At 66.4% G+C, this 21,248-nt stretch carries 16 protein-coding genes and 1 pseudogene; 8 read left to right on the top strand and 9 right to left on the bottom strand.

Annotated features, from left to right (window positions below; translation table 11 throughout):
- Positions 1-72: 72 nt before the first annotated feature.
- Positions 73-1,317 (bottom strand): methyltransferase domain-containing protein, encoded by a 1,245-nt coding sequence (locus tag D579_RS0105285; protein WP_018951314.1) that lies wholly within the window; start codon positions 1,315-1,317, stop codon positions 73-75.
- A gap of 86 nt (positions 1,318-1,403) precedes the next feature.
- Here D579_RS0105285 and D579_RS0105290 point away from each other — a divergent pair, with 86 nt between their 5' ends.
- Genes D579_RS0105290 through D579_RS0105300 form a run of 3 tightly spaced genes read left to right on the top strand, consistent with a single transcriptional unit; the run spans position 1,404 to position 3,258 of the window.
- Positions 1,404-2,522, top strand: a complete 1,119-nt coding sequence (locus D579_RS0105290; protein ID WP_018951315.1) for a transporter substrate-binding domain-containing protein — start codon at positions 1,404-1,406, stop codon at positions 2,520-2,522.
- Between the two features lie 28 nt (positions 2,523-2,550).
- Positions 2,551-2,880: a hypothetical protein gene (locus D579_RS0105295; protein WP_018650411.1), complete on the top strand. Its 330-nt coding sequence runs from the start codon at positions 2,551-2,553 to the stop codon at positions 2,878-2,880.
- A 27-nt stretch (positions 2,881-2,907) separates the two neighbouring features.
- On the top strand, positions 2,908-3,258 hold the full coding sequence (locus D579_RS0105300) for a hypothetical protein (RefSeq protein WP_018937974.1): 351 nt from the start codon (positions 2,908-2,910) through the stop codon (positions 3,256-3,258).
- Positions 3,259-3,261: 3 nt separating this feature from the next.
- Here the strand turns inward: D579_RS0105300 and D579_RS0105305 are convergent, their stop codons facing one another.
- Together D579_RS0105305 and D579_RS0105310 are read right to left on the bottom strand one after the other, a co-directional pair.
- Positions 3,262-4,806 carry a BCCT family transporter gene (locus tag D579_RS0105305; protein WP_018937975.1) on the bottom strand — a complete coding sequence of 515 codons (1,545 nt, stop codon included), beginning with the start codon at positions 4,804-4,806 and terminating at the stop codon, positions 3,262-3,264.
- A 34-nt stretch (positions 4,807-4,840) separates the two neighbouring features.
- Positions 4,841-5,305: a YbhB/YbcL family Raf kinase inhibitor-like protein gene (locus tag D579_RS0105310; protein WP_018650412.1), complete on the bottom strand. Its 465-nt coding sequence runs from the start codon at positions 5,303-5,305 to the stop codon at positions 4,841-4,843.
- Positions 5,306-5,461: 156 nt separating this feature from the next.
- On the opposite strand from D579_RS0105310, the gene D579_RS0105315 reads away from it, so the two are divergent.
- The 3 genes from D579_RS0105315 to D579_RS0105325 are packed head-to-tail and all read left to right on the top strand — an operon-like array spanning position 5,462 to position 9,642.
- Positions 5,462-6,862 (top strand): MBL fold metallo-hydrolase RNA specificity domain-containing protein, encoded by a 1,401-nt coding sequence (locus tag D579_RS0105315; protein WP_018951316.1) that lies wholly within the window; start codon positions 5,462-5,464, stop codon positions 6,860-6,862.
- A gap of 9 nt (positions 6,863-6,871) precedes the next feature.
- On the top strand, positions 6,872-8,542 hold the full coding sequence (locus D579_RS0105320) for a Na/Pi cotransporter family protein (RefSeq protein WP_018951317.1): 1,671 nt from the start codon (positions 6,872-6,874) through the stop codon (positions 8,540-8,542).
- On the top strand, positions 8,539-9,642 hold the full coding sequence (locus D579_RS0105325; RefSeq protein ID WP_018951318.1) for an RNA ligase: 1,104 nt from the start codon (positions 8,539-8,541) through the stop codon (positions 9,640-9,642). Before D579_RS0105320 ends, D579_RS0105325 begins: the two co-directional genes overlap by 4 nt.
- 13 nt (positions 9,643-9,655) lie before the next feature.
- Here D579_RS0105325 and D579_RS0105330 read toward each other — a convergent pair whose 3' ends face one another.
- On the bottom strand, positions 9,656-10,252 hold the full coding sequence (locus D579_RS0105330; RefSeq protein ID WP_018937979.1) for an RNA ligase partner protein: 597 nt from the start codon (positions 10,250-10,252) through the stop codon (positions 9,656-9,658).
- 131 nt (positions 10,253-10,383) lie between these two features.
- On the opposite strand from D579_RS0105330, the gene D579_RS0105335 reads away from it, so the two are divergent.
- The gene (locus D579_RS0105335) at positions 10,384-11,235 is read left to right on the top strand and encodes an HDOD domain-containing protein (protein WP_018937980.1); all 852 of its coding nucleotides are present in this window, start codon (positions 10,384-10,386) and stop codon (positions 11,233-11,235) included.
- Positions 11,236-11,287: 52 nt separating this feature from the next.
- On the top strand, positions 11,288-11,869 hold the full coding sequence (locus D579_RS0105340; RefSeq protein ID WP_018937981.1) for a BLUF domain-containing protein: 582 nt from the start codon (positions 11,288-11,290) through the stop codon (positions 11,867-11,869).
- Between the two features lie 37 nt (positions 11,870-11,906).
- Here the strand turns inward: D579_RS0105340 and D579_RS0105345 are convergent, their stop codons facing one another.
- The 5 genes and pseudogenes from D579_RS0105345 to D579_RS14630 all read right to left on the bottom strand — a co-directional run.
- Entirely contained in the window at positions 11,907-13,592 is a 1,686-nt protein-coding gene (locus D579_RS0105345; protein WP_018951319.1) for a diguanylate cyclase, read from the bottom strand.
- Positions 13,589-13,972, bottom strand: coding sequence for a response regulator (locus tag D579_RS0105350; RefSeq protein WP_018951320.1), 384 nt, complete (start codon positions 13,970-13,972; stop codon positions 13,589-13,591). Before D579_RS0105350 ends, D579_RS0105345 begins: the two co-directional genes overlap by 4 nt.
- 24 nt (positions 13,973-13,996) lie before the next feature.
- The gene (locus D579_RS0105355) at positions 13,997-17,239 is read right to left on the bottom strand and encodes a PAS domain S-box protein (RefSeq protein WP_018951321.1); all 3,243 of its coding nucleotides are present in this window, start codon (positions 17,237-17,239) and stop codon (positions 13,997-13,999) included.
- Positions 17,240-17,259: 20 nt separating this feature from the next.
- Complete coding sequence (locus tag D579_RS0105360; protein WP_081621391.1) at positions 17,260-20,598, bottom strand: PAS domain S-box protein; 3,339 nt, start codon at positions 20,596-20,598, stop codon at positions 17,260-17,262.
- 196 nt (positions 20,599-20,794) lie between these two features.
- A pseudogene (locus D579_RS14630) lies at positions 20,795-21,241 on the bottom strand (GMP synthase (glutamine-hydrolyzing)); the annotation flags it as partial.
- Positions 21,242-21,248: the final 7 nt, after the last annotated feature.

A 21,248-nucleotide genomic window follows, 5' to 3' on the forward strand; every position in this document is an offset into this window, starting at 1 on the left:
TCGGCGAGCCCTGCCATTGCTGGAGCGGCCTTGCCCGCGAAGCCTCCGCCCGTGTCGGCAAAGGCCCATCCCTCAGTCCCATCGATAACCCCACACCGCAAACACCGGGTCCGCATGCTCCAGCCGTCCGGCATAGGGATCATCCGCCGGCCGCGGCAGGCCGCGCAGGGAAAAGGTCGCGAGATCCGTGAAACCGGCGCGCAGGAACAGGTCCAGCACCAGCCCCACGCGCTCGAAGTCGTACAGGCGTTCCCAGACCGCGATCGCCTTGGTCGGGAAGCAGCGGTCGGAGAAGGTCACCACGAACACCCCGCCCGGCCTCAGCACCTCGCGTACTGCCTGGAACACCGCCTCCGGCTGCGTCAGATACTCGACCGACGCGGTACAGGCCACGGCGTCGAAGCTCCCCGCCGCATACGGCAGTTCCGGGCGGAGGTTCAGGTCGTGCACCAGGGACGACGTCAGACGGGGATTGTCCGCCAGCTCCTGCGCGTTCATGCCCAGCCCGATCACCGCTTCCGGCGTCTCCACCCGGTCCAGGTGCGACTCCCAGCTGCTCATCAGGTCGAGCACCCGCGCACCGGCCGGGATGCAAGCGCCATACAGCGCGGCGATCTCGGCGCGCGCAGTGGCATCCAGGTGGTGTACCCGGCGCGGTTCGGCATAAAACGCCGCATCGGGGTCCGGATCCTCGCGTGCCAGCGCGCCGTCGGTCCAGAAGTCGGTCGGCCGTCCGCGCCAGCGCGCCTGCATGCCCGGCCCGCGGGCCGTCAGCAGCCGGGCCACATCCACCGAGTGGTCGTCATCACGCCCGTGGGCGTGGCGGGCCATGACCCGCGCCTGCAACCGCAGCTCATGGTCCGCCAGTGGATGGTTCAGATCCGCCACCAGGCGGTCCTCCTCCAGCGCCCCGACCCGGAACAGCTCGCGATCGCCGGCCTCGACGCCCGCATGGCCGGCAATGAACGCCCTCGGATAAAAACGACCCGCACGGGGCTCCACCCGGCGATGCCTGCGCAGGCCGCGATTGAACGCCGACCCCGGGAGCTCCCGCACCCGATCCATCTCGGACGGCGGGACCAGGACCGCGGCTGACGCCCGCGAGGCCTCGTGTACCGCCCCCACTCCCAGCGCGTGCAGGGCTGTGCCCAGATCACCCGGCCAGTGGTCCCGTTCCGGCAACAGCCTCGGCAGAAACAGACATTCGCGGTGACGGGCCTCGGCACTCGCCCAGTCCAGCATGAACCCGATATCCGCTGCGTCGCCCGGATTCGACCGGGATGGCGCCTCGATCCAGTTGGCAAACGGGTCCCGCATGGGCTTATCTCCTGACGCGGCAACGCGGACTGCCACGGTGACAGCGTACCGGTTATGGTACGACCAAGCCCCCACCGGAAGCTCGCATGCCCCGCTCCCTGATCGCGCCCTCCGCACTGCTCGCCACGGCCCTTTGGTTGCTCGCCGCCTTGCTGGCAATCCCCGCCGCCCAGGCCCAGGAGACGGGGGCCAGCGCCGCAGACCTCGATTCCAGCGTGCGCGTGGGCACCCGCTTTGTGTCGCCGTTCGTGATCGCCCCGGACGCGGCCGACGCGACCCCGACCGGTATCGCGATCGAGCTTTGGGAACGGGTAGCGGAACGCCTGGAACTGGACTACGGGTACCAGGAGGTCAGCCTCGAGGAATTGATCACAGGCCTGGGGGACGACCGCATCGATGTCTCGGTCGCGGCCCTCACCGCGACCGCCGAGCGCGCCGAGCGCGTCGACTTCACCCATCCGTACTACAGCACCGGGCTGTCCATTGCCGTGCCCCAGCAGGGCAACCCGGTCGCCGGCGCCCTGCGGGCATTCATCTCGGTGCCATTCCTGATGATCATACTGGCGCTCGCCGGCCTGCTCCTGCTGGTCGGCGCACTGCTATGGCTGTTCGAGCGTCACCGCAACGCCGACGAGTTCGGCGGCAGCTCCGCACAGGGGCTGGGCTCGGCCTTCTGGTGGGCCGCCGTCACCATGACCACGGTCGGCTACGGCGACAAGGCCCCGCGCACCCTGCCCGGCCGCGCGATCGCGCTGGTCTGGATGTTCGCGGCCCTGATCCTGGTTTCCACCTTCACCGCCGCAATCGCCACCACCTTGACCGTCAGCTCACTGGATACCGGCATCCAGAATGTCTCCGACCTGGAGGGCCAGCGCATCGCCACCATCGGCGGCTCCAGTGCCGCCGCCTGGCTGGACGACCAGGGCTTCGCCTACCGCGACCACGCGGACCTGAGGTCCGCCCTCGACGCGGTCGCCAACGGGCACGCCGACGCGATGGTCTATGACGCCCCGCTGCTTCGTTACCAGGTGCGCGAACACTTCGCCGGTCAACTGGAGGTGCTACCCGTCGAGTTCCTGCGCCAGGACTATGCCCTGGCCCTGCCCCAGGGCTCGCCGCTGCGCGCCCCGATGAACGTGGCTATCCTCGAGATTCTGGAATCCGACGAGTGGCAGCGGGTGCTGCGCCGCTACCTCGGTAATTGACGCGAACCGCAGCAGGGAGAGACGCCTCATGGCGGAGACCTTTCTGGTGGCCATCATCGACCAGGACCGCGAAGAACAGGCCCTGGCCATCGCCAACGAAGAAGGCGGCGCGGACGGCACGGTGTTGCACGGCTCGGGCCTCGGCTTCCCCGAGCATATGACCTTCCTCGGTGTGACCTACCAGGGCAACGAATCGGTCTGTGTATGGCAACTGGAGACCGAGCAGGCCGAACGCATCGCCCGCCGTCTGAACCTGGAGATGGACTTGTTTCAGCCCTACAACGGACTGGCCTTTACCCTGGATACCGCCGCGCTGCAGGGCATGGAATTCGTCGGCCACCTGACGCATACGCCCTGACACGTTCCGAACGCCGGAGACTTCGCCATGCAATTCGTTCTGCTCGTCGCCGTAGTCCCTCGCAGTCAGGCCGATCGCGCCATCGAGATTGTTCAGCGTGTCGGAGCCGCCGGACTGACCCTGCTGGACGGTCAGGGCATCGCCCAGCTGCGGCGCAACCCGGTGATGGACCTGAAAGACTCGTCCGGCCGCAAGGTGTTACTGATGGTCCTGGAGGCCGGACTGGCCCGACGCATGCTGGAGCAGCTGGACACGGAACTGGACTTGAGCCAGTTGGGCAACGGCTTTGCCGTCACTCTGCCCATCAAGGACATCGCCGGGATCAAGCCGGAGCAGATCGAACACCTGCTCCGCACGCTCCCGGACGGCCACGCGTAGCCTTCAGCGCCAGGGCGGCTCCACGCCCTCGACGCGGTATTCGCGGCGCAGGGCGCGCATCAGGCTGAAGCAGCAGAAGACCAGGATGATCGCGACCGGCAGCCCGGCGGTCAGCGAGCCGGTCTGCAGGCTGTCCAGCGCGCGTTCGCCGCCGACGATCAGCAGCGTGGCGGCCACCGCCCCCTCGGTGATGCCCCAGATCACGCGCTGGCGCTTCGGCGAGTGCTTCGACCCGCGCGAGATCAGCGCATCCACCACGTAGGTGCCCGAAGCCGAGGAGGTGATGAAGTAGGTCGCGATCAGCAGCGTGGCGATCCCGGAGGCGAAGGTCGTCCACGGCAGCTGGGCCAGGGTCGCGTAGAGGGCCACGGTGGTGTCCTCGGCGACCGCAGCGGCGATGCCCGCGCCCTCGTCGAATAGCTCCATGTGCAGCGCGGTGCCGCCGAAGATCGCCATCCAGGCGAACACGAACAGTGTGGGCAGCGCGAGCACGCCGACGATGAACTCGCGGATGGTACGCCCGCGCGAGATGCGCGCGATGAATATGCCCACAAACGGCGACCAGGCGATCCACCAGGCCCAGTAGAACATGGTCCAGTCCTTCTGCCACTCGGAGCCGCCGATCGCGTCGGTATGCAGGCTCAGCTCGATCAGCTGCTGGAAGTAGCCGCCGGTGGAGTCGAGCAGGAAGCGCAGGATGAACAGCGTCGGGCCGGCGAACAGCACGAACAGCATGAAGCTGATCGCCAGCACCAGGTTGAACACACTGACCCACTTGAGCCCGCGATCCAGTCCGGAGAGCACCGACAAGACGGCCACCGCCGTGATCGCGGTGATGATGCCGACCTGGTACCAGTGCGAGACCGGCATGTCGACGAGCACGTTGAGCCCGGTGTTGAGCTGCATCGCCCCGAAACCCAGCGAGGTGGCCAGCCCGAACAGTGTGCCGAACACCGCGAGGATGTCGATCACGTGCCCGATCGGGCCGTAGATGCGATCCCCCAGCAGCGGGTAGAAGATCGAGCGGATGGTCAGCGGCAGGCGGTGGCGAAAGCTGAAATACGCCACCGACAGCCCCAGTACCACGTACACCGCCCAGGCATGCAGCCCCCAGTGGAAGAAGGTGTAGACCATCGCCTGGCGCGCGGCCTCAGCGGTCTCGCCATCACCGATCGGCGGGTTCTGATAGTGCAGGACCGGCTCGGCCACGCTCCAGAACACCAGGCCAATGCCCATGCCGGCCGAGAACAGCATCGCGAACCAGGCGGCAAACCCGAATTCCGGCCGGTCGTCCGGCTGCCCCAGCCGGATCGCGCCGTAGCGGCTGAACCCCAGCCAGACCAGGAACCCGAGGAAGAACGTGACCACCAGCAGGTAGCCCCAGCCGAGGTATTCGGTAATGAATCCGTGGATGCCATCGAACACCATGCTGGCGGTGGACGGCAAGGCCACCCCGAAGGCAACGAACACCACCACCATGATCGCGGAGGCGGTAAACACGGTGGGGTTGACCGTGGAGAAGAAGGCTTCCGGGCGGTACTGGCTCATGATGAACGGCCTGGCTTCAGTCCGGGGATGGGCATCAGTTCGACGCGTCGGAGTCCGGGGTGCCCGCACAAAGCCCGCCGGTCAGATCGGCCTTGGCCAGCACATGCCCCTCGGCCGCGACGTCGAACTGCGTGCGCGTCGCACCCGGCGCCAGATCCAGCGCCTCATCCAGGGCGAGCAGGCGGAAACGATAGTGGTGGCAGCCCTCCGGCGGGATCGGGCCCAGATACCCGGCCTTGCCGAAGGCATCCAGGCCCACGCGCCCCTGACTCGGCAGATGCAGCGAGTCCACCCGATGCGTGTCTGGCGGCAGGTTCCAGACCAGCCAGTGCGTCACCTCGCCCAGCGGCGAATCCAGGTCCTCGAGGATCAGCGCGAGGCTCTGTGCGCCATCCGGAACCTCATGAATCTCCAGTGGTGGCAGCTCGTTGGCATCGCGGGCCGACACCTCGACCGGCATCACTTCGCCGTCACGGAAGGCAGGACTGATCAGCCGCATCCCCTCGTCTCCTGTATCCACAGATCCTCAGCCTCCCCCGCCGCCGCCAGCGGGTCAACCGCCGCGAGACCGGATCGCAACCGGAATTGATCCCGGTCAACGAACCACCCCCGCACGGTTGCACACAGAGCCCGCTCCGTGCGTACACTTCGAGACATGGCACAGCTCACCTTCAAGGGCGCGACCGGCGAGGTCACCGGGTCGCGCTATCTCCTCGAGACCGACGACGCCCGCATCCTGCTGGAATGCGGCCTGCATCAGGGCGGCAATGACGCCGACGAGGCCAACCGCGAATCGCTCGCGGAACTCGCCGGGCAACTCGACGCCGTCGTCCTGTCCCACGGCCACCTGGATCACTCGGGGCTCCTGCCCAAGCTGGTTCGCGACGGCTACCGCGGCCCGATCTACTGCACACCGGGGACCGAGGAGCTGCTCGAGATCATGCTCGAGGACGCCGCCTTCGTGATGAGCAAGGACATCGAGTGGGAGAACAAGTGGCGCCGGCGCGCGGACAAGCCCCTGGTCGAGCCGGTCTACGACATCGACGACGTCGCGACCACTCTGGGACTCTGCAAGGCCGTGCCCTACGGTGACACGCAAACCATTGCCGGCGACATCCGGCTGACCTTCCGGGATGCCGGGCACATCCTCGGCTCCGCGATCGTCGACCTGATCGTGCCGTCCGGCGGGCGCGACCGGCACCTGGTCTTCTCCGGCGACCTCGGCAACCCCGACGCCGTGCTGATGCACGAACCCGCGCGGATGGAACACGCGGATCACGTGCTGCTGGAAAGCACCTACGGCGATCGCGACCACCGGCCCATGGACGAGACCATCGAGGAATTCGCGCAGATCCTCGCGGAGGCCGCCGCCAGCGGTGGCAACGTGATGATCCCGGCCTTCGCGGTCGGGCGCACCCAGGAGATCCTCTACCACCTGGGCATGCTGCACCACGCCGGGCGTCTGCCGCAGCAAAAGGTATTCCTCGACAGCCCGATGGCGATCAAGGTGACCGAACTCTACGCCCGGCTTCACAAGTCCCTGAAAAGCGAGGATATGGAGCGCCTGCACAAGGCCGCAAACGGCGACCCGAGTGGCTACCTTCCCGGGCTGCAGGTCTGTCGCACGGTCGAGGAATCCATGGCGATCAACCGCATCACTGGCGGCGCGATCATCATCGCCGGGGCCGGCATGTGCAACGGCGGGCGCATCCGTCATCACATGAAATACAACCTGTGGCGGCGCGAGGCGCACCTGGTCATCGTCGGCTTCCAGGCCTCGGGGACGCTGGGACGGCGGCTGGTCGATGGCGCCGAGCGGGTCAAGCTGCTGGGCGACGAGGTCGCGGTCAACGCGAAGGTCCACACTCTGGGCGGCTTCTCCGCCCATGCCGGGCGCACTCAGCTACTGGACTGGGCACGTGGCTTTCGCGATCAGCCGGTGTTCCACCTGGTTCACGGCGAGCCGGAGGCCCGCGAGGCGCTGGCCGCCGGCCTGCGCGACGAGCTGGGCGCCGAGGCCCATGTGCCGGCCTTTGGCGAGACCATCACGCTGTAATCCGCTCGCATGCCGGAGGCCGAAGCCGTCAGCACCTACGCCCTGATCGCCGGCTTCCTCGGCGGTCTCGGGCTGTTCCTGCTCGGCATGACGCTGCTGACCGACGGCCTGAAGACCGCCGGCGGCAAGGCCCTGCAGCATATTCTTGGCGTCTGGACGCGGACTCGCCCGCGCGCGCTCGCTTCCGGCATGGGCGTGACCGCGCTGGTCCAGTCCTCCAGCGCGGTCACCGTCGCCACCATCGGCTTCGCCAACGCGGGGCTTTTGACCCTCGGCCAGTCGGTCTGGGTGATCTTCGGCTCCAACGTCGGCACCACCATGACCGGCTGGCTGGTCGCCCTGATTGGCTTCAATATCCGGATCGAGGCCTTCGCCCTGCCGGCCATCGGCATCGGCGCCCTGCTCTACCTGTTCATGAAGGCCGCACGCCCGCGCTACCTGGGTCTGGCCCTGGCCGGTTTCGGCCTGCTGTTCTTCGGGATCGACGTGCTGCGCGAGGCCTTCGAGGGCCTGAGCGCGACCTTCGACCTCTCCGCCCTGGCGCGACCGGGCTTTGTCGGGCTGTTGATCATGGTCGGCATCGGTGCGCTGCTGACCGTGCTGATGCAGAGCTCGTCCGCGTCAATGGCGATGGCCCTGACCGCCGCGATGAGCGGCGCGGTACCGCTGGAAGCCGCGGCCGCCGCAGTGATCGGCGCCAACCTCGGCACCACGGTGAAGGCCCTGCTGGTGGTCATCGGTGCCACCCCGAACGCCAAACGCGTGGCCGCCGCGCACGTGATGTTCAACGGCCTGACCGCGCTCGTTGCGCTGCTGATCCTGCCGTGGTTCCTGGCCGCGATCGCCTGGATCTGGGGCAGCACCGGCGAGGCCCCGGCCCCCGCGGTGCTGCTGGCGCTGTTCCACACCGCCTTTAACCTGCTGGGCGTGGCGCTGATGGTTCCGGTCGCCCCGCCGATGATCCGCTTTCTGCAGACGCGCTTCCGTACCCGGGAGGAAGACATCGCCCAGCCGCGCTTTCTCGACAAGCACAGCGGGGGCGTCCCCGATCTGGCGCTGCAGTCGTTGTTGCAGGAAACCGAGCGCCTGGCCGACATCAGCCACTCCATGGCGCGCGAGGCCCTGCGCCCGGACCCGCCGGCCGCGGGCACCCTGGACGCACGGCGCGCCGCCGTGGAACAGCTGACCACTGCCATCAGCGATTTCGCCGCCCGCACGGCCAACCACCCGATGCCCGAGGCGGTCGGGCACGGCATCGCCGAGGCGGTACGTATCGCCCGCTATCATCGCGAGACTGCGGTGCTGGCCGACCAGATCGCCGAGCTTCGCCGCCACTCGACCGGCGAGGAACGCCCGATCGTCAGCGAACAGCGCCGCGCCTGGCAGGAGCAAGCGATCCGCGCCCTGGATCTCGCCAACCTGGAAAGCGAGAACGGCAGAGACCTGGCGGCCACCGAGGCCGTAAGCACGGTGGAGACGGCCTATGCCGAACTGAAGGCAGCCCTGCTGCGCGAAGGCACCTTCGGCTCGCTGAGCATGACCGAGATGGAACGCCAACTCCGCATCATCAGTATGGCGCGACGCCTGGTCACCCAGGCCGACAAGGCCCGCCGCCACACCGAGGCCCTGGAGGACCAGATCCAGGGGCTGCGCAAGACGCTGGAACCGGAGAACGCATGATCGACGGCGAAACCCTGCAGGACGCCATCGCGAACCACCGGGCCGAGGCCCTGACGTTCGACGGGCTGGAATACGCCCGGCTGCTGGAGCCGGTGAATCACTACCCGCGCGGTTCCGTGGTGCTTCCGGATGGCTCGGTGGTCCCCGGCTACCCGGCCATCGGGCGCATCCAGTCGCTGGAGGCTGGCCTGCCGCGCCAGTTCGATCAGCCGTTCTGGGCGGAGGAGAAGATCGACGGCTTCAACGTGCGCATCCTGCGCTGGGAAGGCCGGGTCGTCGCCTTCAGCCGGGGCGGGTTTGTCTGTGCATTCAGTACCGACCGGGTGCCGGATTTCGTGGACCTCGCGGTGTTCGAGGCGGAACCCGATCTGGTGCTCTGCACGGAAATCGCCGGGCCGGACACGCCCTATCTGGAGGGCTCCACCCCGCGCGTCGCGGACGACGTCGGCTTGTTCGTGTTCGACCTGATGCGGCTCGGCCAGCCGGGCTTTGTGCCGCAGGACGAAAAGTTTGCACTGATGGAGCGCCATGACCTGCCACCGGCGCCGCTGCATGGACGGTTCACGCCCGCAGACACCGAGGCCCTGGGCCGCTTGATCCGGCAACTGGATGCCGAGGGTGCCGAGGGCCTAGTACTGAAGACCGCGGATGGCGAGCACCGCGCCAAGTACGTGGCCGGGGGTTCCTGCATCAACGACATCCGCGTGTGTTCCGAGCAGCTACTGGACCTGCCGCCGGAGTACTTCACCAACCGTCTGACCCGCCTGGCCATCTTCCTCGCCGAACATCCGCCCAAGGATCGCGTCGCCGTGGAACGAGAGTTGGGCGCGGCCCTGCTGTCCGGGCTCGCGTCCGCGGTGGACAAGAGCCGCCGCGAGGGACGCGTCGGCCACACCTACCGCTGTCGGTTCCGCGAGCGTGCCGGGGCCCAGCGCTTCATCGATCACATGCAGGCCACCGGCGGACGCCATGTGCGCTTCCTGCCGGACACGCCGCGCCAGGAGGCGAACGGCTACTGGCTGCTGGAGTTCGAGCGCCTGTTCGACCGGATCACCGGCACCCTGGCCTCGGCCCTGGCCGGTGACCGGCAGTACGACTGAACCCGGGAAGCGCTCAGAGCTCGCGCGAGTGGCCGCCGGACTCGGCCAGGTTCTCCATCACCCGACGCAGGTAGTCGGCGGTGACCAGCTTGATGCCCATACGGTTGCCCAGCTTGCGCATGCCCTCGTCGGCGCTGGCCAGCTCGGCGTCCAGCTCCATCGCCAGCAGCACGGCATCGACGTCCTCGCGCGAATCCACCAGCCCCTTGCGCATCGCCTCGCGGAAACGCTCGCGTAGCTGGGTGATCAGCTCGGGCTTGAGCGATTCGGCCGCCCCCGCCTGGCGGGTATGCTCCTCGGCAATGCGCAGGCCGCGGTCAATCCGCGTACGCACCTCGTCGATGAATTCGTAGAGGATGTCGCTCGGCAGCATCAGGGCGAAGCGTCGCGGCGAGCGCACCCAGACCACGGTCTCGAAATCGGCCGCCATGGCCTCGAGGTCGCGCATGCCACGAAACTCCTCGTACACCGACAACGGCATGTAGAACTCGGCGGGGCAATGGCGCGCCAGGGTGAGGAAGGTCCGCAGGATGTCTTCGGCATCCTCGCCGAACTGCCCGGCCACATGCGGGTTGGTAAAGACACTGGTATCCAGCACGAATCGGCGCATCACGACCTCCTGTCGGCTCCCTTCATCATCGGCAGGGGCCAGCGGCCCGTCAACCGGCGCGGATCCCCCGTCCGCGAGGGCGCGGTATGGCATAATCGGAGCGTCATTTCCCAGCCGGACACGGATTGCCCTTGGCCACCCGAGCGGAAGTCGAAAAATTCCTGGAACGCCTGCGCGAGGATCTCGAACGTCACCAGATCGAGATCCCGACCCTGCCCGATGTCTCGGTGCAGGCCCTGTTCATCACCCAGGACGAATCCAGCTCCATCGCGGATCTGGTCAACCTGATCTCGCGCGACACGGCCCTGGCCTCGCGCCTGGTGCGCCATGCCAACAGCCCGGCCTACCGTGGTTTGACCCGTTGCGCGACCATCCGCTCCGCGGTCACGCGCCTGGGTATGGAACGCGCCCGCCAGACGATCATTGCGCTGTCCATGAAGGAGGTCTTCCAGAGCGGGAACGAGATGATCCGCGTGCGTATGGAGGAGCTGTGGAACCACAGCCTGGAGGTGGCGATCATCAGCTACCTGCTGGCCCGCCGCCACCCGCACCTGGACCCCGACACCGCCCTGCTCGCCGGCCTCGTCCACGACATCGGCATGATCCCGATCCTGCGCCGCGCGGAAAAGACCCCGGAGATCTACGAGGACCCGCGCGCCCTGCAGGCCGCGGCCGACGCCGCGCACGTGGCCATTGGCCGCGCCATGCTGAAGAACTGGAACTTCGAGCCGGAGATCATCCGTGCGGTGGCCGACCACGAGAACCTCAAGCGCGAGCCCGAGGAAGGCGAACCGGTCAACTACAGCGACATCCTGCAGGCCGCCAACATCGAGAGCCACAGCGCCACCCGACATCGACTGGCCCATATCGACCGCAGTTCGGTCGCGGCCATCCGCCGCCTGGCCGCCAAGCCCGGCACCACCCGCCTGAACTGGGAAGACGACGCGATCGGTCTGGAACACGTCAACCAGATGATTGAATGAACCCCGCGCGGTGAGGGCGGTCTTCTCCTTACCTCCCGAGGAAGGACGCCCGATGCCCGCCATTCTCCAGCTCGTCTACGCCTCGCGCGCCACGTTTCGCGAAAACACGTCCAATCAGGGCATCGAACCCGAGGTCGGTCGCATCCTGATGCAGTCGCGCCAGAACAACCCGCGCAAAGGCATCGTCGGCGCGCTGTATTACGGGGATGGCCACTTCTTCCAGTGCCTGGAGGGCGAGCCGGATGCGGTACGGGAAACCCTCGACCGCATCCGCCGCGACGAACGCCACGAGGAGGTCCGTGTGCTGCGCGAACAGTCACTGGACGACCCCGGCTTCGGGGAATGGTCGATGAAATACGTTCCAGCGGCCGTGGACGTCCGGCAGCTGCTGCAACGTTTCGGCCAGCGCCAGTTCGACCCCTTCGCCTTCGACAACGACCGCATCGACGCGATGCTGGACCTGCTGCGCCAGGGCCGCGATACCGCCCACGGCGTAGCTGCGAGCTCCACCGCTTCCAACCCGGGAGATGCCACCCCTGGCGCAAGCCGTGCCCTGCTCGGGGTCGGCCTGGTCACGGTGGCGATCGTGCTCGGCGTGACCGGAGCCGCGACCTACCTGCTCGTCACGTCGTAGAGACCTCGGGACATACCGGCAGCCCGGCCCGCCGCCTTCAACAATCCGTGACGTCGGGTGCGGACCCCGGGAACGCCTGCTGGACCTGATTACGACCACCGCGCTTGGCCTTGTAGAGCGCCTCGTCGGCGGCGACCAGCAGTTCGGGGCCGTCCTGGTCTGGGTAGTCGGCCGAACACACCATGCCGATGGAGATGGTGCAACCGAAGCGCTCGCCCTTGCGGCCGAAATCCAGTGACGCAAAGTTCCGGCGGATATCCTCCAGCACCCGCCGGGCATGCTCCGCTTCGCATTCCGGCAGCACCGCGACGAACTCTTCCCCGCCGTAGCGGCCGATGATATCGGACTGACGCAGGCGCTGACGCAGCAAGGTTGCGATCGAGCTGATCACCACGTCCCCTACGGCGTGCCCGTATGTGTCATTAACCACCTTGAAGTGGTCAATATCGAGCATCGCCAGCGTGACCGGCCGACCGATCCGGCGGGCGCGCAGCACCTCCCGGTTGGCGGCCTCCTTGATACTGGCGTGCTTGAGCAACCCGGTCAGGCTGTCCTTGTTGATCCGCTCCTCCAGCTGGCGAGCCCGCGCGACCCGCGCACGCGCGGCCGCCACCAGCTGCAGGTCGGAGATCGGCTTGGTCAGAAAGTCGTCCGCGCCCCGGCCCATGGCGTCGATCTGGCGCTCGATATCGGTTTCCGCGGACAAATAGACAATCGGCAGATGGGTGTAGGCCTCGTGCTGGCGGATCACCCCCGCCAGGTCGGTGCCCGCGTATTCGGGCATGTACAGATCCATCAGCACCAGTTCCGGCCGGAACGCGGCGATCGTCTCCATGATCTCGCGCGGCGCGTCCAGCACCCAGGCCTCCATCCCGGCCGCGGTCAGTACCAGCCGCATATGCTCGGCAAGATCGGCATCATCGTCCACGATCAGCACTCGCTGCGCCGGCGCGTGGCGCTCCTGGAAGATCTGCGAGATGCGGCTTACCAGGCGGGGTACATCCAACGGTTTCAGGAAATACCCCTGCGCGCCCAGTTGTACCGCGCGCACACGCGACGGGAAGTCATCATTCGCGGAGAGGAAGATCAGCGGGCAATCCAGCGCCTGGACCTGCGGACAGTCCACCAGTCGCTCGGTCGCATTTTCGCGACCATCTTCCAGCATCACGTCCACGAGCAGCAGATCCGGCTGCTGATCTTCCACCGCACGCCGGAGCGCGTCGATGCCCTTGAACACCCGAACCTCGTAGTTGAAGGAATCCAGCTGCTGCTTGAGTTGGCGGGCCAGTTCCGCGTCGTCCTCGACGAGCCAGATGGCCATGGCGTTGTCGGAGGCACTCCGTGCATCCGGCATCCGCCGGACCGCCGAGCGCTCCGGGCTTTCGGGCACCGTACGCGCGAGGGCCGCCAGCTCGTCCGCCAGGGACCGCCGGGTCGGCGCATCCAGCGACGAACCCTTCGCCTGCAGCCAGCCCCCGATCCGCTGCTCCAGCACACGGGCCGCCGTGCTCAGCGACGCGCAGCCGAAGCTCCCCCCGGACCCCGCCAGTTTGTGCAGACGCTGCTGCAGCTCGTCGAGCACCTCGCGATCCTGTTCCTGTCCGGTCAGGCTGCCCTGAAGCGTGTTCAGCCCGGCCAGCTCCTCCGGAAGCCGCTCCAGGTACCGGGCACGCAGCTGTTCCAGACGGGCCTGAAGGGCCTGCTCGGTGGTATCCGGCGTCATGCCGCCCCCTGCCATATCCGCCGCACCTCATCGGAGAGCGTCATGGGGTCGAACGGCTTGGCAATCACGTCACGCGCCCCCAGTGACTTGTAGTGTTCGATCTCGGAGGGCTGCACCTTGGCGGTCATGAAGGCCACCGGCACCCCGGCCAGCGCCGGAATCCCGCGCAGGGCCTCCAGGGTCGTGGGACCATCCATCCCGGGCATCATCACATCCAGCAGGATCAGGTCCGGTGCAAAGGCCTCGGCATCGCGTACAGCCTCCTCGCCCGAAGCACAGGTCTTCACGGTGTAACCACCCACCGTCTCCAGGGCCAGTTCGGCAACCGCCTGAATATCCGGCTCGTCTTCGACATAGAGAATGCGTTGCAACTCGGACACTTTCTACTCCCCTGGGGTGAACCGCTACGGGCCCGTGGCGTAACGGCCGGCGGCAGACCCTGGTTCTGAACCGGATGGATTGACATTCGCGTCGCGGGCAAGCGGCAACTCGACCCAGAACGTCGCTCCCGCGCCCTCCACGGAGTCAAAGCCTATACGCCCGCCCATATGCTCTACCAGTTCCCGGCTAATCGCGAGGCCAAGCCCCGTCCCGCCCTTCGCTCGGCTGTCGGAGGCATCCGCCTGCGCGAATTTCCCGAAGATGCGCTCGCGAAAATCGTCCGGAACACCCGGCCCGTCATCCGCCACACTGACCCGGACGCCTTCGGTCGGCGCGCTCACTGACTGCGCCGACACCCGCACGGTCCCGCCCGGGGGCGAGAACTTCACCGCGTTCGACAGCAGATTAGCGATCACCTGCAGCAGGCGCTGGTCATCCACCCGAACCGCGCCCCCGGACGCGTCACCATCGAGCACCAGTTTAACGTCGTGCTGCGCACCATGGCCCCGATGACTCTCGAGCGCCTGCTCGAGCAGCGGCTGGAGCGGCTGTGCGCGCATCTCGAAGTGCAGCTTGCCCGCCGCGATCTTCTCCATATCGAGAAGATCGTTGATCAACAGCGTCAGACGCTGGCTGTTGCGCTGGGCAATCGTCACCATTTCGTTTGCTTTTCCCGACAGTTCGCCGAGGGCGCCGCTGGCCAGCATACCCAGCGACCCCGAAATCGATGTCAGGGGGGTACGCAGTTCATGGCTGACGGTGGAGACAAATTCGTTCTTCATGCGCTCCACCCGCTTGCGTTCGGTGATGTCACGCACCATACCGACATAAAGGGGCTCACCGTGTTGCGTGACCTCCGATACGGCGAGTTCCATCGGGAACACGGTCCCATCCTTGCGGCGCCCCTGCAGTTCCCTGGTGGTGTCAATCACCCGCCGGTTCCCCGTGGCCTGGTAATTACGCAGGTAAGAGTCATGACGCTCATGATCAGACTCGGGCATCAACACGCTCACATTGCGTCCGACAACCTCAAGGGGCGCATAGCCGAAGATTCGACTTGCACCCGGGTTGAACGACTGGATCAACCCATCGCGATCGATCGTGATGATCCCGTCCACGATGTTATCGATAATCGTCTGGGTACGAAGCGCCTGCTCCGCCAGGGCCCGCTCCGCCTCCATACGCTCGGTAACGTCTTCATTCACGCCAATCGCCCGCACGACAACACCTGCCGCATCGGTTACCGCCTGTGCCATAACGCGAATATGACGTATCGCCCCATCGCCCCGACGAATTCGGAACGTGAACTCGCGGGGTGTCCCGGGACGGGTAAGGATCGTTTCGAGGCTGGCTTCTGCGTGCCCCATGTCTTCGGGCAGCAATGCGCGCCTCCAGTCATCGGCATGGTGACCGAAATCGCGGGGTAACACGCCGTAAAGACGGAACATTCCGGAATCCCAGTCAAGTCGTCCAGTGGTGAGGTTCAAATCCCACACACCCAGATGCGCCGCCTCGGTGGCCAGCGTCAACTGCTGAGTGGCATCCCGGAAACGTTTTTCGCTCTCGCGCAGGGCCTGTTCGGCCGCCTTGCGCTCGGTGATGTCCTCGGCGATACCCAGGTAGCCGTTGATATTTCCCTTTTTGTCGGTCTGGGGTGTCACCGTCAGGGAAACAGGGATGCGCACGCCGTCCTTGCGCACAAAGGTCCACTCCCGGGTTTCTGCACCGTCGCGATCCGCGACCTCGGTAAAGACCCGGAAGCCTTCGATCGGCCGTTCACTGGCGGCGCTCAGTTGCGCCACGCGCGCGGCGATTTCCTCGGGCACATGGAACAGGGCGGGTGACTGCTTGCCAACCATTTCGTCGGCAGCATAGCCCGTCATCTTCTCCGCACCCGGATTGAACAGGGTGATCAGACCATCGCGGTCGGTCACCACAATGGCGAATTCCGACGCGGCCGCCAGAACCGCCTGCAACTGATCGGCTGTCTGCGCAAGCTCCGAGGTGCGCGCGCACACCTCGGACTCGAGTTCACTACGTGCCTGTGCCTGCTGGCGGAAACTGGCCACCAGCTGCCGCGACATCTCCCGCAGGGTCCCGGCCAGGCCGTCGTATTCGAGAATCCGGCTTTCCGGCAGTACCGGCGAACGCCCCGCGGCAATGTCCGAACTCAGTCCTGCACTGACCGCATCCAGCTTGCGCAATGGACGGCTGATGGCATAACTCAAGGCGGCCGAGACCAGGATGGCCAGGGCCACGATTATCGTCAGCAGAGCAAACAGCTCGACGCGCTGCTGCTCCAGCGCCCGGACCACCGGCGCCGCCGGCATCTCCGCATACACCTGCCCGACATCCGGCACTGGGCCCACCGGCGCGTCAACGAAGTAGGAACCCTGTCCCCAGCGACCCACGGCCGACATCGAACCGCCCGGCAACCAGATCGAAAGCTCCCGGTCCCGGGGCTCCACCTGGCCGTCCGACGCCTCCAGCACGCTGCGGACGTCGCCCCGACTGGCCAGCACCCGACCTTCCGGGGACACAATCGCAAGCCCCAGGTCCTCGCGCGTCTGCACCCGCCCCAGATGGTAGTCATAGCGGACCCGTCCCTCGCGGTAATCGGTTGCGAGCCGCTCGGACAGATTCTCGGCGCGTTCCTGCAGGCGCTCGACCATGAAGGCCTCGTGCCCGTCGCGCTGCTGATAGCCCTCGTGCAGGATAGGGACCAGGCCCGCCAGCAGGGTGACCGGCAGCATCGCGTGGAACAACAGACTCGCGAGCGACGGCCTGCCCAGCCGGGAGGCCTGCGCGCCGCGACCCGACAACCGCCACAGCATCACCAGCAAGCTGGCGATCAGTGTGTTGAACAGCGCATTCACCGCCTGCTTCAGGGCGATCATGGTGGTGGGTTCCCAGTCCATCCCGATCAGGCCGCGATAGGACAGCAATACCAGTGGAACGCCGATCACCAGCCAGTACAGCAGGTCCGCCACAACCACATTGTGCAGCCAGCGCCGGTAAACGAGGCCCACCACCAACGCCTCGATCACAAACACCACCATCGGATACGGAACGCCCCACAGGACCAGGGTGTAGAGCCCCCCGGCGATCGCGACAATCACCGCTGGCAGCGTCCCCAGCAGCAGCACCGCTAGCATCACAGCGATCGAACCGAAGATGAAGTCCAGACCGAACAGCAGCGGCAGATGGAAGTAATTGCCGGCCACCGCCAGCAGGGCCAGCGCCAACGTCGCAAGCCCACGGCCCACCGGCTCTGACCACAAAGGCCTCATCCGCGGGCCTCATCAAGGTGGCATCCCAGCTCGAACCAGAAGGTCGCCCCCTCGTCAGGGACGGAGTCGAACCCGACCTCGCCGTCCATGCGCTCCACCAGTTCCCGGGTAATCGCGAGCCCCAGACCACTGCCGCCCTTCTGGCGGCTGTCGGAGGAATCGGCCTGGGAAAACTTCTGGAAGATGCGTTCGCGGAACGCCTCCGGAATCCCCGGGCCGTGATCGCTCACCGAGACACGCACCCGCTCCCCGTCCCGATCCACCGCCAGCCTCACCTCGCTGCCCTCCGGCGAGAACTTGGCCGCATTGGAGAGGAGATTGGCCAGTACCTGCTGCAGACGGTCGGCGTCCACCACCACCCGGGCCCCATCGTCCTCCGCGTCCAGCACCAGGCGCACCTGGTAACGCTCGGCATATCCCTGGTTGTCGCGCACGCCTTGCTCCAGCAACGGGAACAGCGGCTGCTCGCGCCTCTCGAAGCGCATCTTGCCGGCCACCAGCTTTTCCATGTCCAGCAGATCGTTGATCAGCAGTTCCAGGCGCTTGCTGTTCTTGTGAGCGATCTCCAGCATCGCCTGCATCCGCTCCGGCAACGCCCCTGCCGCTCCACCCGTCACAAGGCCCAGGGAACCGGAGATCGAGGTGAGCGGCGTGCGCAACTCATGGCTGACCGTGGAGATGAACTCGTTTTTCATGCGCTCGATGCGCTTGCGCTCCGAGATATCCTCGATGATCGACCAGATCAGTTTGCGCCCGGTGTTGTCGTGGACCACCATCCCGTTGAGGACCACCGGATAGCGGCTGCCATCCTTGCGGATGTATTCCTTTTCGAACGGGCCGTAACGACCGGTCGCCTCCATGCGCTCCAATTGCTGGCGCTCCATTGGCTCGTACTCCAGCGGGGTGACGTCCCAGTAGCTCAGGGCAATAAATTCCTCGCGGGTATAACCGGTCGGGTGCAACAGGGCTTGGTTGAGGTCCACGAAGGCCCCGGTCGCGTAATCGTTCAGGGCAATGCCGACCGGCGATAGCTCGAACAACCCGCGCAGACGGGTCTCGCTGAGTCTCAGCGCGCGCGCCGCCGCGTCGCGTTCGATCGCCGAACCGATCCAGCGCGCCAGCAGACGCACGAACATGCGCTCGCCATCACTGAACCCAACCGGACGCGGCTGCACCGACGAGAAATTCAGGGTGCCATAGCGTTCACCCTGCACCTCCACAATCACGCCAATGTAGGCCTCCAGCCCGAATTGCTCGTAACACGGATGCCCACGATGCCCGGAGGCCGCCATGTGGTCGATGGCCACCAGTTCCCCTTTTGCGAAGATCAGGTCGCAATAGGTCCTGCTCCGGGAAAAGTGCTGTCCAGGCTCCAGAGCGGTACCGGGAGGTGCGACACAGGCGTGCACCTCGTAATCGTCACCCCGGATGCGGCTGACGATACCCAGTTCCAGCCCAAGGAAATCCGTTCCCAGCTGCAATGCCCGCTCGAGCTGTTCGCCGAGCCCCAGCGTGGTCATCGACGCGATGTCGTTGAGGGCCGCAAAGGCCTCCAGCTGGCGCTGGCGCTGCTCGCGGTTTTCCCGATCCCGGGTCACATCCAGGATGAAGCCATCGAGATAACACACCCGCCCCGCGTCGTCGCGAACCGCCGAGCCGCGCTCCTGGGCCCAGCGGATACCGCCGTCACGATGCCGGATCCGGTATTCGACGACCCAGTCGGTCCCGGCCCGCAGCGCCTGGTCGACCGCCCCCTTCACCCGTGCCAGGTCGTCGCCATGGATCACGCTGGCGTAGCTACGAACAGCGTTGTCGATGAACTCACTCGCGGGATAGCCTGACAGCGGGTCCACCTGGTCGCTCATGTAGAGCATGGTCCAGTCGTCGTCCGGCAGGCAGCGATAGGTAATGCCGGGGATATTGTCGACCAGCGAGCGAAACTGTTGCTCGCTTTCGCGAATGCGCTCCGCGTCCTCCTTTTCTCGGGTCACATCGGACTCGATCGCCATGAAGCCCTGCAACCTGCCGTGCTCGTCGCGCAACGGATTGCCCTGGATGCGAACCCAGTACGGTCGGTTATCCCGATGGTAGTTCAGCATGTCGACCTGAAAGGGATCGCCCCGCGCCACTGCCGCCCCGATCCGCGCCGCTACCTGCGGATCCGTCCCCTCGCCCTGCAGCAGCTTGCCCGGCTTGCGCCCGCGCAGTTCGTCCAGGGTGTAACCGCTCAGCCGCGTAAAACCGTCATTGACCCATTCGACCCGGCCCTCGGCATCGGTGATGATCACGCCATTGGTGGCCTCGCTGGCCACCCGCGACAGCCGCGCCAGCTCTTCCTGGTCGGCGCGGTGCCGGCGCCGGATGCGGGCCGCATCGGTCAACTGCCCCAGAGTGACCAGCAGCGGCTGCAGAAACGCCACCAGGCTCTGGTCGTAGCCACCGGGGCGGTTGGCAATCCCCAGCATGGCGACCCGCTCGCCGCCATGCTCGATCGGGATGCCGAGAAAGGCCTCGAGCGGTGGATGTCCCTCGGGCAGCCCCCCGCTGCGCCGGTCGCGGGCGGGGTCGTTGGCGATCACCGGCCCGCCGCTGGTGAGGGCTGCACCGAACAGGGTCTCCAGGTTGTGGAACTCCATCCCCCGGGGCGCATTGGCCGCGTAGAAGGCCCGGGTCGCATCATCCCAGGCGATATTGCTGATGGCATAGGTTTTGAGATAAGGAAGCCCTTCCGGGTGGTACAGCACTTCCCCGATAAAGCCGTATTCGCTGTGGGTCAGCTCGAGGATGTCCGCAAGCAGTCCGTCGAAGGCCTGCCTGCGGTCCTCGTCGGTATCACGAATGAACTCCGACTGGGCACGGGTGATGGCCTCGCCGAGCCGCCGCAGGCCTTCCAGGGCATCGCTTAGCGCCTGCTGTTCAGTGGAGTCGATTTCCGCCTCGACCGCATCGGCGAGGTCACGCAGGGATCGGCGCTCGTCCTCGCTCAACTGCCGCGGCTGGCCGTCAATCAGGCAAAGGGTGCCCACGCGGTAACCATCAGAGGTGACAAGCGGCGCGCCGGCATAGAACCGGATCTGCGGCTCCCCGGTAACCAGCGGGTTGTCGGCAAACCGGGAGTCCGCGCGCGCGTCGCGGATTTCGAGGATATCGTCCCCGAGAATCGCGTGACCGCAAAAGGAGATGTCACGCCCGGTCTCCGGGGCCTCGAGCCCCTGCCGGGACTTGAACCACTGCCGGTCCTCGTCGACCAGCGAAACCAACGCGATCGACACCCCGAACATCCGCCTGGCCAGACGCGTGAGTCGATCAAACCGCTCCTCGTCCGGGGTATCCAGGAGCCCCTTTGCCCACAGCGCTCGCAACCGTTCCTGTTCGTTTCCGGGGCGGGGAGGCGTTTTCAACCGGGTTTTCCGTGGTTAGGGGTCGATAGACCACGATACTGCCACGTCTCACCCCCCATCCCAACAGGTGTAATGTGCCACCCTACTGGGTACTTCCAGGGAAACACTGCATTCGTGTCCAGGCGGATGTTTACTCCCACTCGATGGTGGCGGGGGGCTTGCCGGAGGTGTCGTAGGTGACGCGCGAGATGCCGGGGATCTTGTTGATGGTGCGGCGCGAGACGTGGTCGAGGAAGTCATACGGCAGGTGCGCCCAGCGCGCGGTCATGAAGTCGATGGTCTCGACGCACGCAGTGCGACCACGTAGTCGTAGCGTGGGCCATCGCCTATCACGCCCACCGACTTCACCGGCAGGAAGACCGCAAAGGCCTGCAAGGTCTTGTCGTACAGGTCCGCCTTGCGGAGCCCCCCTGATGAAGGTCGCATCGGCCCGGCGCAGCAGGTCAGCGTATGCCTTCTTGACCTCGCCGCGGATGCGCACGCCCAGGCCCGGCCCGGGGAACCGGTGGCGATAAACCCTCCCGGTGGGCAGACCTAGCACCACAGGGCCATCGCCACCCAGCTCGCGGACCCGCTCGGCCATG

Source organism: Thioalkalivibrio sp. AKL12, assembly GCF_000377925.1.
Lineage (GTDB): Bacteria > Pseudomonadota > Gammaproteobacteria > Ectothiorhodospirales > Ectothiorhodospiraceae > Thioalkalivibrio > Thioalkalivibrio versutus.